This window comes from Paraburkholderia oxyphila NBRC 105797, from assembly GCF_000685075.1.
GTDB classification, from domain to species: Bacteria; Pseudomonadota; Gammaproteobacteria; order Burkholderiales; family Burkholderiaceae; genus Paraburkholderia; species Paraburkholderia oxyphila.
The window spans coordinates 1-11,691 of sequence record NZ_BAYD01000115.1 but is presented as its reverse complement, the minus strand read 5'-3'; the positions used below and the strand labels follow the sequence as shown (position 1 = coordinate 11,691).

The 11,691-nt window shown below is 70.7% G+C and carries 7 protein-coding genes and 2 pseudogenes; 5 read left to right on the top strand and 4 right to left on the bottom strand.

Going from position 1 to position 11,691, the window contains the following annotated elements:
* Window positions 1-21: 21 nt before the first annotated feature.
* The 4 genes from BO1_RS40435 to BO1_RS40415 all read right to left on the bottom strand — a co-directional run bounded on the left by BO1_RS40435 (window position 22) and on the right by BO1_RS40415 (window position 3,362).
* Window positions 22-798 carry a glycosyltransferase family 2 protein gene (locus tag BO1_RS40435; protein ID WP_028222434.1) on the bottom strand — a complete coding sequence of 259 codons (777 nt, stop codon included), beginning with the start codon at window positions 796-798 and terminating at the stop codon, window positions 22-24.
* A 132-nt stretch (window positions 799-930) separates the two neighbouring features.
* Window positions 931-2,217, bottom strand: a complete 1,287-nt coding sequence (locus BO1_RS54850) for a chorismate transformation enzyme, FkbO/Hyg5 family (RefSeq protein ID WP_043288674.1) — start codon at window positions 2,215-2,217, stop codon at window positions 931-933.
* A 47-nt stretch (window positions 2,218-2,264) separates the two neighbouring features.
* A complete protein-coding gene (gene fabG / locus BO1_RS40425; protein ID WP_028222433.1) occupies window positions 2,265-2,981 on the bottom strand; it encodes a 3-oxoacyl-ACP reductase FabG in 717 nt (238 codons plus the stop codon).
* 120 nt (window positions 2,982-3,101) lie between these two features.
* Window positions 3,102-3,362, bottom strand: coding sequence for a phosphopantetheine-binding protein (locus tag BO1_RS40415; protein WP_028222432.1), 261 nt, complete (start codon window positions 3,360-3,362; stop codon window positions 3,102-3,104).
* A gap of 710 nt (window positions 3,363-4,072) precedes the next feature.
* Between BO1_RS40415 and BO1_RS54845 the strand changes: the two are divergent.
* From BO1_RS54845 to BO1_RS40390, 5 genes and pseudogenes are all read left to right on the top strand, one after another.
* A pseudogene (locus tag BO1_RS54845) lies at window positions 4,073-4,702 on the top strand (hypothetical protein); the annotation flags it as partial.
* Window positions 4,703-4,930: 228 nt separating this feature from the next.
* Entirely contained in the window at window positions 4,931-6,946 is a 2,016-nt protein-coding gene (locus BO1_RS54840) for an AMP-binding protein (RefSeq protein ID WP_043288673.1), read from the top strand.
* A pseudogene (locus BO1_RS54835) lies at window positions 6,943-7,899 on the top strand (LpxL/LpxP family acyltransferase); the annotation flags it as partial. The gene BO1_RS54840 and the pseudogene BO1_RS54835, both read left to right, overlap by 4 nt.
* Window positions 7,900-8,072: 173 nt before the next feature.
* Window positions 8,073-8,774: an outer membrane lipoprotein carrier protein LolA gene (locus BO1_RS40395; protein ID WP_028222431.1), complete on the top strand. Its 702-nt coding sequence runs from the start codon at window positions 8,073-8,075 to the stop codon at window positions 8,772-8,774.
* A gap of 25 nt (window positions 8,775-8,799) precedes the next feature.
* Window positions 8,800-11,454, top strand: coding sequence for an MMPL family transporter (locus BO1_RS40390; protein WP_028222430.1), 2,655 nt, complete (start codon window positions 8,800-8,802; stop codon window positions 11,452-11,454).
* Window positions 11,455-11,691 lie beyond the last annotated feature (237 nt).

Sequence of the window (11,691 nt, the reverse complement as noted above, 5' to 3'; positions counted from 1 at the left end):
CGAAGCGCCCGCAAATCGGCACTACACCGTCTCCCGCCCCAGCACACGCCGCGCGGCAAGCAACGGCAATCTCACGCCGAACCCAGCCACGAGCCGCAGATGCATCCACGAAAGCAGCAGGTTGTCGCGCGCATAGTTGAAATGCGACACGCCACCTTCGTGCGCCCGGAAGTAGCGCACCGGCGCCTCGATCTGGATCGGCCGCACGCCGGCCCAGCACAGGCGCACGGCCGCCTCGGGGTCGAAGTCGAAGCGGCGCATCCACGGTTGGTGCCGCATGATCGTCCTGAGCGGTTCGATCGGGTAGACGCGAAAGCCGTAGAGCGAATCGCCAATTCCGGCCCATAGCGTCTCGATGTCCGCAAACAGGTTCGACAGGCGCCGCCCCTGCACGCGAATCTGCGGCGCGCTCGCGTCGAATTTCGGCAGGCCCAGCACCATCGCGTCGGGCGCCGCCTGCGAAGCGGCCATGAAGCGCGGAATCAGGTCGGCCGGATGCTGACCGTCCGAGTCCATCGTGAGCACATGCGTGAAGCCACTCGCCGACGCGGCCTCGATGCCCGCGAGCACCGCGCCGCCCTTGCCGCGGTTGGTCGGCAACGCGATCACATGCAGCCCCGGATCGTTCATCGCCATCGCCTGCAGGCGCTCGACGCTGCCGTCCGTGCTGCCGTCCACCACTACCCACACGGGGTTCCACTGCGCACGCGCGGCGCGCACGGTTTCGTCGACCTTGAGGCCCGGGTTGTAGCTCGGGATCAGGACGAGGTGCGTGGTCGAAGCGGGGGGCGTGGACATGGATGGGGCCGATTGCATGGAACGGGATACTGACAAAATTTTATGACTCGCCGACGACCCTGGACATGTCTCTTCGACATCGTGCGCGTGCGGTCATGGCAATGCAATGCATCTCTACGGGCCCTCTGCGCATCAGGCGAAGCTCGCCACGGCGTAACCCGCGCTCGCCTCGATCTCGATCAGCAGGTCCGAGCGGCACACGTCCGCGTGCAGATAGAGCGGGCGCACGTGCGGGCCGGCCGCTTCGTGCAGCAGCCGGTCGATGGCGGCGAGCATGGCCGCATCGGCGCCGTCGCGCACGTAGACCTTGAACGCGAGATCCGCCAGCGCGAACGGCCCATGGCCCTGCCGCGCGGCCTGGTCCAGCACGGCCGCGAGATTCGCGAGCGTTTCGCGCGTTTGCGCCAGCACGTCGCCGTGGTGCACGGTGCGGTGCCCGACGATGCTCGCCGTGCCGGAAATAAACAGCACCGGCGCGATGCATGCGCCGGGCGCGCCGGACCAGGCGGCCGCGCGTGCGAATGTCGGGGCACGCGCGCCGTATTGCGCCGGGTAATCGAATGCGCTCACCTGGCGCGGGTTCTCGATGGCGTCGGCGCTCGTGCGGCTCGCGAGGAAGTACACCGCGAGCGGTTCGGCCGGTACGCCTTGCGCCGATAGCGGCCCGACCGAGCCGAGCGCGCAGGCCGCCGGCACGCTGCCGGTGAGCGCACGGCGGCTCGCCTCGAATGCATGCTGGCGTCCCGCATTGAACTGACGATAGCGCTCGGCGCCATGCTGCTCGACGTTGATCGCGGGCACGGTGTTCCAGATGCGCAGCGGATGCGGCATGTCCAGCGTGTCGAGCAGATCGAACAGCATCCGATAGGCCGCGTCGGTCGCACGCTCCAGCGGCGCTTGTGCGTGCGCAGGTGCGTGTGTTCCGGGCTCGGCCGCGAAATCGGCTTCGTTCAGCACGATGCTGCCGAACACGAGTCCCGCCGCCGCGCTATAGCGGTAGTGCAGCGCGCCGCGCCGCACGCTGAGCAGATCGTCCGCTGCGCATTGCCAGATTTCGTAACAGGATGCGTCGTGGCCCGCGCGAGGCGTGCCGTGTGGCGCACCGGCGGCGTGCTGCGGCTCGAGGCGCGTCATATGCACCGGCGCGAGCGGCAAGTCGGGCACGGCGTCGGCCAGCAGCGGCCAGTGCGCCGCCACGCCCATGCAAGCCGCGCCGATCGCACCCGGAAACGCGCGCTCGAAGGCCGCGGCAGGACCCGCTTCGCCGGCACCGTGCGCGCCGCCCAGCAACGCTGCAAGGCGCGCATGATCGATCTGCACGAGCCGCAGCGCGCTTTGCTGCGCGGGGCCGTGCGGCGCCACAGGCGCAGAAGTCATCGATTGCGAACGCCAGCCGGCGTCGACAGTTTGCACAGACACTCGAAATTCCTCAGGAAATCGTCGACGGACAAAATACGCGCTCGCGCCTACGCGAGCCCGCCGTTGATCGACAGGACTTGCCCGGTCACGTACGCGGCCGCGTCGGATACGAGATACGCGACCATGCCGGCCACCTCTTCCGGCTGCCCGGCGCGCTGCGCGGGCACGAGCTGCTTGATGCGCTCGGCGGGAAACGCGCGCTCGGCCATGGCCGACGCGATGACGCCGGGCGCGATTGCGTTCACCGTGATGCCGCGCGAGGCGACCTCCAGCGAGAGCGCCTTGGTCGCGCCAATCAAGCCGGCCTTCGCAGCCGAATAGTTGACCTGCCCGCGATTGCCCATGACGCCCGCGAGCGAGGCGATATTGACGATGCGCCCATGGCGCGTGCGGATCATCGGCAGCAAGAGCGGCTGCGTGACGTTGAAAAAGCCATTGAGCGAAACGTCGATCACGCGGCGCCATTGTTCGCGCGTCATGCCGGCGAGCGGCGCGTCGTCGTGGATGCCGGCGTTGTTCACGAGGATCTGCACCGGCGCGTCTTCGATCAGGCCTTCGAGCGCGGCCTGTGCGGCATCGGCGTCGGTCACGTCGAAGGCGATCGCCTGCGCGGCGCCCCCCGCTTCGCTGATGCGCCGCGCGACGTCCTCGGCCGCGCCGAGATGGCGGTTCGCGTGCACCCACACTTCGTGGCCCGCCTGCGCCAGCGCCATGCAGATGGCTTGCCCGAGCGCGCCGCTGCCGCCTGTCACGAGCGCCCGCATCGGCTTTCTCCTTTCATTCGCGCTTCCCTTTCATCAGGACGATCAGGACAGCGGCGCCGCGATCCTGCGCGTGCCGCCGCGTCACGTCGGTCAGATGCATCGCATCCAGCGCAGGCGCCCTCAGCGAACGCGATGCGCCTCCACGTAGGCGGCCAGCGCGCCCAGCGTCGCGAAGATCTTTTCGTTTTCCGGATTGTCGGAGCGCAGCTCGAAGCCGTACTTCTTCGAGATCAGCAGCGCGATCTCCAGAATGTCGATGGAGTCGAGCCCGAAGCCCTCGCCATAGAGCGGGGTCTCGGCGCTGACGTCGTCGAGCGAGACGTCTTCGAGATTCAGTTCGCCGACGATCAGCGTGGCAAGCTCTTTTTCCAGTGCGTTCATCATGCGTGCGTTGCAGGCGGCGCGAGCGCGGCGCGCGAACGGCGACCTGGCGCACGCATCGCACGTGCGCCCCGCCGTCCCTCCCGGCGCCTGCCCGCTGCCCCGCCTGCCTGATTTTGGGGTTCGTTTAGTAAAAGTTACGCGGATTCTAGACGATGGGTATCGGTGCGTATACGGTGAGCGCCGCCGAAAGGTTACAAGGGGTCGGGCACGCGGCGCCCGAATTTTGGGACGCGAACGCGCGAGACGCTTGCACGGCATTGGGCGCAATTGGTTCGGATGCCCGCGCCACGCCGCGCGGTGGCATACAAACGGTTACAAACCGGCGGCGTGCCATTCCGGCGCGGCTCCGTCGCCATCTTAAAATATGCCTGCCGCGATTGTGCGGCCCGCTATTCATGTGACATATGCCTCGCGGCGAGGTACCGGAATGCCCGGCGCGTTGCCGCCCGTCATATGAAAGCTGTCTGAAAACCGCCCAAACCCAACGGAGCCAAACAAGCCGTGCCCTGCCCCCCCATGCACCATCGCCTCGCGCCGGACTGCGCTCCGGTACACTTGCCGGCCCGCCTCGTCGCACGCGGCAGAGTCGGCGCACGAGGTGCTCAAGGCGCCCAGGGTGCTGTGGATGCTCCAGGTGCTCGTGGCGCTCGTGGCGCTCGTGGCGTGTCGACGTCTGAAGGCGCGCAGCGCTGGCCCGGAGAAGCACGATGAGCGCGCTCGCCGGTGTCACGCGTGCAGCGCTCGCGGTCGTGGCGGTGGCCGCGTACCAGCTGCTCGCCCATCACGCGGTGGCCACGCCCGGCGAACACGGCCTCGGGCTCGCCATGGCGCTGGTGCCGCCGATGGCGATCGCGCTGGCCGCGGCAGCCCGTTCGCCGCGCCGGGGCTGGCTGCTGCCGCTCTGGGCGCTCGCTGCCGCCGCGCTCTGGGCCGCGCGCACGCCGCTTGCTCTTCATTTCGAATGGGGCCTGTACCTCGAGCACGTGAGCTTCAACCTCGGGATGGCGCTGCTGTTCGGCCGCACGCTCACGCACGGACGCGTGCCGCTCTGCTCGCAGTTCGCGTCGATGATCCACGGCTCGCTGACGCCGCCCGTCGCGCGCTACACGCGACAGATCACGGTGGCGTGGACGGCGTTCTTCGTCGCCATCGCCGCCGTTTCGACGCTGATGTTCGCCGCCGCGCCGATCGTCGCGTGGGCGACCTTCGCCAACTATCTGGCGCTGCCGCTGGTGGGCGCGATGTTCGTCGCCGAGCATGTGTGCCGCCGCTTCGCACTGCCCCGCGAGCGGCGCTCCGGCATGCTAGACGCGATCCGGGCATACCGGCAGGCGTCGGCGCAGGGCGACGCGGGCCAGGTGGACCGGGCGAGCCTCAAGGACCGCGTGGACCGGGTGAGCCGGGGGAGCCGGGCGAGCGTCGAGGACCCTGTGGGCCGCGCGAGCCAGGCGAACCGCGCGACGCCGGCCAGCCCGAACGCGAGCCGGACAGTCAGACCCATGCCATGAATAAACGGCCGGCGGCGCGCTGCATCGCCGGCCCCTGTTTCCGAATCAACTGAAGTTATGCCGACTCATCCGCTGGTCTTTCACGCTTCGCCCCGCCAGGTCATCGCCTGGCGCGACGGCTCGCCGGTCACGGTGCACGCGTTCCTCGCCGACGTCGCGCGCGTCGCCGCCGCGTTGCCGCCGGGCGGACACGTGTTCAACGTCTGCCGCGACCGCTACCGCTTTGCCGTGAGCCTGTGCGCGGCGCTGGTCGCGGGCCGCATCAGCCTGCTGCCGTCCACGCATACGCCGGAGATGGTCCGTCAGCTCGCCACGTTCGCGCCCGATGCGTTCTGCCTGCACGACACGGCCGATTGCGCGATCGACCTGCCGCGCTTTCGCTATCCCGAGGCCACGCCGCACGACACGGCTATCGCGAACGACACCCCCTTCGAGGTGCCGCAGATCGATGCCGCGCGCATCATGGCCTACGTGTTCACGTCGGGCTCGACCGGCGCGCCGGTGCCGCATCGCAAGACCTGGGGCTTCCTCGTGGCCAACGTGCGCGCGGCGGCGGAGCGCCTCGGGCTGCTCGATGCGTCCGCCCACGCCCACGCTGAGACTCGCGCGGAAACCCGCGCCGAAGCCGGGGCCGATGCGCCCGTCAACACGCATACGCTGATCGGCACGGTGCCCGCGCAGCACATGTACGGCTTCGAATCGACGGTGTTGCTCGCGCTGATCGGCGGCCTCGCGTTCAGCAACCGCCAGCCGTTCTATCCGGTCGACATCCGCGCCGAACTGGAAGCCGTGCCGCAGCCGCGTGTGCTCGTGACCTCGCCCATCCACCTGCGCGCGCTGCTCGCGACCGAAGCGGCGCTGCCTGGCGCGGCGCTCGTGCTCTGCGCGACCGCGCCGCTCGCGGAAAAGCTCGCGTGCGAGGCCGAGGCGCGCCTCGCCGCGCCGCTCGTGGAGATCTACGGCAGCACCGAGACCGGCCAGATCGCGACGCGCCGCACGGCGCAGGGCGCGACCTGGTCGCTGTTTCCGCGCATCCGCATGGAGGCGCGCGCAGCCGCCGGCAACGGTAACGCCAATCGCGACGATCGCGACGAAGGGCCGACGGTCTGGGTCTCGGGCGGACACGTGGAAGAGCCGGTGCCGATGGGCGATGCGCTCGAGCTGCTCGACGCGCACCGCTTCCTCCTGCACGGGCGCAAGGCGGATCTCATCAACATCGCCGGCAAGCGGACCTCGCTCTCGTACCTCAATCATCAGATCAATGCGATCCCGGGCGTGACCGACGGCGTGTTCTTCATGCCAGGCGATGCCGCGCACGCCAGCGGCGGCTCGCAGGCCGATGCAAACGGGAACAACGCCGATCCCACGGGCAGCGGTGCGGTCACGCGTCTCGTCGCGCTCGTGGTCGCGCCCACGCTCACGGCCGCCGGCCTGCAGCGCGCGCTGCGCGAGCGCATCGACGCCGCGTTCATGCCGCGCCCGCTCGTGTTCGTCGAATCGCTGCCGCGCAACGAAACCGGCAAGCTGCCGCACGAGGTGCTCGCTGCGCTGGTTGCGCAGCACACGCACGGCGCGGCCGAAGTAGCTCCGGCGGCACAAGCGCATGCCGGGAGCGCTGCGCCGACGAACGCCGCAGGCACCGCGCGCGTGAGCGGCGTGGGCCCCGCGCGGAAGTCGGACCCAGTGGACGGAGCCACCACGAGGGGCAACCCGTCCACACTCTCCTTCACGGTTCCCGCCGATCACCCCGCGCTGCCGGGCCACTTCCCGGGCCACCCGGTCGTGCCCGGCGTCGTGCTGCTCGATCACGCCATCGACGCGATCGGCGCGGCGCTGAACCGCCCGCTGCAGGCCTGGCGCCTGAGCGCCGCGAAGTTCCTGAGCCCGGTCAAGCCCGGCGAGGCGCTCGATCTCGCGTTCGACGCCGCTGCCAGCGGCGCGATCCGCTTCACCGTGCGCGCCGGCGAGCGCGACGTCGCGAGCGGCACGCTCTCGACCACCCCGCCGCCGCAACCCGGCGCGCCGGCGCCGTCCGCCGCGCACGCCTCCTCGCAGGAAGGGCCGCAACCATGACGAAGCGCACCGACTGGGCCCAGCGTCAGGAGCGCGGCAGCGCGCTGCTGCTGCGCGTCATGACCTGGCTCTCGCTACGCCTCGGGCGCTCCGCCGCGCGCGGCCTGCTGCATCTGATCGCCCTCTACTACGTGCTGTTCTCGCCGCGCGCGCGGGCCGCCTCGCGCGACTACCTGCGCCGCGTGCTGGGCCGGCCGGTGGGCTGGAGCGACGTCTACCGGCACGTGTTCACCTTCGCGACCACCATTCACGATCGCATCTATTTGATGAACGAGCGCTTCGACCTGTTCGACATCCGCCCGCAGGGGCAGACGCTCGTCGATACCGCGCTCGCGAACGGACGCGGCGCGTTCCTGATGGGCGGCCACCTCGGCAGCTTCGAGGTGGTGCGGGCGCTCGGCCGCACGCGGCCCGACATGCGCGTGGTCGTCACGATGTTCGACGAGAACGCACGCAAGATCAACGCGACGATCGCCGCCGTGAACCCGGCCGCGCAGCCCGAGGTGATCGCGCTGGGGCAGATCGATTCGATGCTGCGCGTGAACGAGCGGCTCGACGAGAACTGCATGGTGGGCATGCTCGCCGATCGCACGCTGCTCGCCGACGCTGCCAGCTCGATGCGCCGCATGGCCTTTCTCGGCGAGCCCGCGGCCTTCCCGCTCGGGCCGCTCTACATGGCCGCGATGCTCAAGCGTCCCGTGATCTTCATGACGGGCCTGTATCGCGGCGGCAACCGCTACGACGTGCACTTCGAGATGCTCGCCGACTTCACGCACACGCCACGCGAGTCGCGCCAGGCCGCCATCGACGCGGCGCTCGTGCGCTATGTCGCGCTGCTCGACCGGCATTGCCGCGCGGCGCCGTACAACTGGTTCAACTACTTCGACTTCTGGCAGACCGCGCAAGCCCAGCAAGCGGCTCAACCGGCACGGCCGGCACAACCCGCACCTGCGGCGGAAGCGGCCCGTGCGCCGGCGAAGCATGCGGACGTTGCCGCGCGCGTCGCCAGGAACGCCTACGCGGCGAACCGGGCCGAAACCGCGGGAGTTGCCCGAGCGCGCCGCGACGAGCCGCGCCGCAGCGAAGCGGCGCACGCGAGCCTTGCCGCCCGGGAGACCTCCGACGCATGAGCGCCACTCGCCGTTTCGCTTTCCTTCGCGGTGCGCTGCGTTTGCAGCGTGTTTCGCGTGTACGGCCTGCCATAGCGGGCATGGCCGCCGCGCTGGCGCTGCTCGGCATGACTGCCCTGTGCGCGCTCGCGCCCACGCCCGCCGCCGCGGCACAAGCCGCCGAGGCCGCCGCCCCTGGCTGGACACTCGACCGCCTCATGGCCGTGCTCGCCCAGCACAAGTCGGGCCGCGCCGCGTTCACGGAAACCAAGTATCTCGCCATCGCCTCGCAGCCCATCGAGTCGTCAGGCGAGCTCGTGTTCGTCGCGCCCGATCATCTGGAGAAAAACACGCTCAAGCCCAAGCCCGAGCACCTCGTGGTGGACGGCGACATGCTCACCGTCGAGCGCAACAACCACAAGTACACGCTCGCGCTCGCGCGCTATCCGGAGCTGGGCGCGTTCATCGAGAGCATCCGCGCGACGCTCACGGGCAACCGCCTCGCGCTCGAGCAGACGTACCAGGTCGCGCTCGCCGGCAGCGGCGAGAACTGGACGCTCACGCTCACGCCGCGCGACTCGCGCATGCTCAAGACGGTCAGCACGATCACGCTCGAAGGCACGGGCGACGCGCTGCGCAGCGTGGCGATCCAGCAGGCGGGCGGCGATCATTCGCTGATGCGCCTGCGCCCGTTGGCCGCCGACGCGGCGGCGGACTGAGTCACCTTCGCGGGTAGCAGCACGCATGGACAACCCGACCCCGCCCACGCAGCCAGCCCGAGGCTTGCGCGCCTTCGGCCAGGCCCTGCAGCGCCGCGCCGTGCTCGTGTGGCTCGTCTTCCTGCTCGCGTGCGCGGGAACCATCGCGCGCGCCCATTTCAGCACCGACCTCTCCGCGTTCCTGCCGCGCTCGCCGAGCGCTGGCCAGCGCGTGCTCGTCGATCAGCTGCGCGACGGTCTCGTCTCGCGGCTGATTCTCGTCGCCATCGAAGGCGGCGATCCGGCCACGCGCGCGCAGCTTTCGCGGCAAGTCGCGGCGACGCTGCGCGCCGACCCGCAGTTCGCCGCGGTCCACAACGGCGAGGCCGTGAACGACGCGCGCGACCAGCAGTTCGTGTTCATGCATCGCTATGCGTTGAGCCCGGCGGTCACGCCGCAGCGCTTCACGGCCGCCGGCCTCCATGAGGCGCTGGGCGAGAGCCTCGACTTGCTGAGCTCGTCGGCGGGCCTCGTCGCGAAGGACTTGCTGCCCCGCGATCCGACCGGCGAAGTCGCCGCCCTCGTAGGCGAGCTCGACAGCGCCGCCCAGCCGCAAAGCCTCGATGGCGTCTGGGCCTCGCGCGACGGCACGCGCGCCGTGCTGGTCGCGCAGACCGCCGCCGCAGGCTCCGACACCGACGCCCAGGCGCGCGCCATCGACACCGTCCGCCGCGCGTTCGACGCCGCCACGCATGCGCCTGCGAATGCCGCATCGGCGTCGGCGTACCGGCTGGAGATGACCGGCCCCGGCGTGTTCTCCGTGGATACGCGCGACGCGATCCGCCACGACGTCGAGCGCATCTCGGTGTTGAGCCTCGTCTTGATCGTCGCGCTGCTGCTCACGCTCTACCGCTCGCCGCGCACGCTCGCGCTCGGCCTCGTGCCCGTGCTCTCGGGCGTGGCCGCGGGGATCGCCGCGGTGAGCCTCGCGTTCGGCACGGTCCAGGGGCTCACGCTCGGCTTCGGCACGACGCTGATCGGCGAGGCCGTCGACTACTCGATTTATCTGTTCGTCCAGTCCGGCGACGCACGCTCCGACCTGCGCTCGCGCGACACCCTGCGCGCCTGGGTGGCCGCGTATTGGCCGACGATCCGCCTCGGCGTGCTCACCTCCGTGTGCGGGTTCGCCTCGATGCTGTTCTCGGGCTTTCCGGGTCTCGTGCAGCTGGGCGCCTACTCGATCGCGGGCCTCGTGACGGCGGCGCTCGTCACACGCTTCGTGCTGCCGCGCCTGCAAGGCGGCGCCGTGGCGATCCGCGACGTTTCGCGCGTCGGCGCCTGGCTCGCTAGCGCCGCGCAGGCCGCGCCGCGCCTGCGCTGGCCGCTCGCGGCACTGGCGCTGGCCGCCGTCGCGATCCTCGCGCTGCATCGGGACAACCTGTGGAGCCGCGAGCTTGCTTCGCTGAGCCCGGTGCCGGCGACGAGCCAGGCGCTCGACACCCGTCTGCGCGCCGATGTGGGCGCGCCCGACGTGCGCTATCTGGTGGAGATTCCCGCGGCGAGCGAGCAGGCCGCGCTCGAAGGCGCCGAGAAGATCGGCGCGCAACTGCAGCCGCTCGTCGACCAGGGCGTGCTCGCGGGCTTCGAAAGCCCGGCGCGCTATCTGCCGAGCGACGCCGCGCAGCGTGCGCGCGCCGCGAGCCTGCCCGACGCGGCTGAGCTCACCGCGCGCATGCGCGCGGCGGTGGCCGACCAGCCCATCAGCATCAAGCCCGAAGTGTTCGCGCCGTTCATCGCCGATGTCGAGGCGGCACGCAAGGCGCCCTTGATCACGCGCGCGGACCTGCGCGGCACCTCGATGGCGCTGGCCGTCGACGCCTTGCTGACCGAGCGGGATGGCCGCTGGAGCGCGATGCTCGCGCTGCGCGCGCCTGCGGGTGCTGCGGGTGCTGCGGGTGCGACATCGACTGAGGGCGCGGCGGCTACGCATGCGGCGCACGTTGCCAACGACGGCGCTGCCGGATCGGGCACAGAAGCGAACAACGCGGCCAACCCCTCGCGCAACGGCACAACCGCCAGCGGCCCGAGCCTCGACACCGCGCCGATCAGCGCCGCCGTCGCGCGCGCGGGCGTGCCCGGCGCGCTGTTCGTCGACCTCAAGGCCGAGGCCGACCGCCTCTACGTGAACTACGTCTACGAGGACATCCGGCTCTCGCTCGCGGGATTCGCGGCCATCGCCGTGCTGCTGACGCTCGCGCTGCGCTCGCCGCTGCGCGCGGCGCGCGCGCTCGCGCCGCTCGTGGCCGCCGTGCTCGTGGTGGCCGCGGGCTTCGCGCTCGCGGGCGTGCCGATGACGATCCTGCATCTGGTCGGGATGCTGCTGATCGTGGCGGTGGGCTCGAATTATGCGCTGTTCTTCTGCAAGCCCGAGGGCGGCGGCGTGAGCGAAAAAGCAGGCGCGCCGGGTATCACGCCCCAGACGCTGGTCTCGCTGCTGGTCGCCAATCTCGCGACGGTGGCGGGCTTCGGGCTGCTTGCGCTCTCGCACGTGCCGCTGCTCGAGACCTTCGGCCTCACTGTGGGGCCGGGCGCGATGCTCGCACTCGCCTTCGCCGCGATTCTCGCGCCGCAGGCCCCGCACGCCGCGCACGCGAGCGCCGCCGACGCCGCGCTGCCCCGCAGCGAAGGAGGACGCGCATGAATTCGCCGCAATCGCTTGCCTTGCGGGAAGGCACCTCTGGCGCCGCGCTGCCAAGCCGCGCGGGAGGACGTGCATGAACTTGCCCTCACCGCTTGCATTGCGAGCAGGTCCCTCCTATCGAGCGCCGCGAAGCCGCAAGGCAGGAAGCATATGAACACGCCCTCGCCGCTTGCCTCGCACCCAGGCGCCGCCGCGCCGGGCGCCGCGCGCCGCTGGCGCCCCACGCCGCTGATCACG

Excerpts from the sequence above, each read along its gene's own strand:
- BO1_RS40435 (WP_028222434.1), bottom strand. The coding sequence starts at position 798 with ATGTCCACGCCCCCCGCTTCGACCACGCACCTCGTCCTGATCCCGAGC.
- BO1_RS40395 (WP_028222431.1), top strand. The coding sequence starts at position 8,073 with ATGAGCGCCACTCGCCGTTTCGCTTTCCTTCGCGGTGCGCTGCGTTTG.
- BO1_RS40415 (WP_028222432.1), bottom strand. The coding sequence starts at position 3,362 with ATGAACGCACTGGAAAAAGAGCTTGCCACGCTGATCGTCGGCGAACTG.
- fabG (WP_028222433.1), bottom strand. The coding sequence starts at position 2,981 with ATGCGGGCGCTCGTGACAGGCGGCAGCGGCGCGCTCGGGCAAGCCATC.
- BO1_RS40390 (WP_028222430.1), top strand. The coding sequence starts at position 8,800 with ATGGACAACCCGACCCCGCCCACGCAGCCAGCCCGAGGCTTGCGCGCC.
- BO1_RS54840 (WP_043288673.1), top strand. The coding sequence starts at position 4,931 with ATGCCGACTCATCCGCTGGTCTTTCACGCTTCGCCCCGCCAGGTCATC.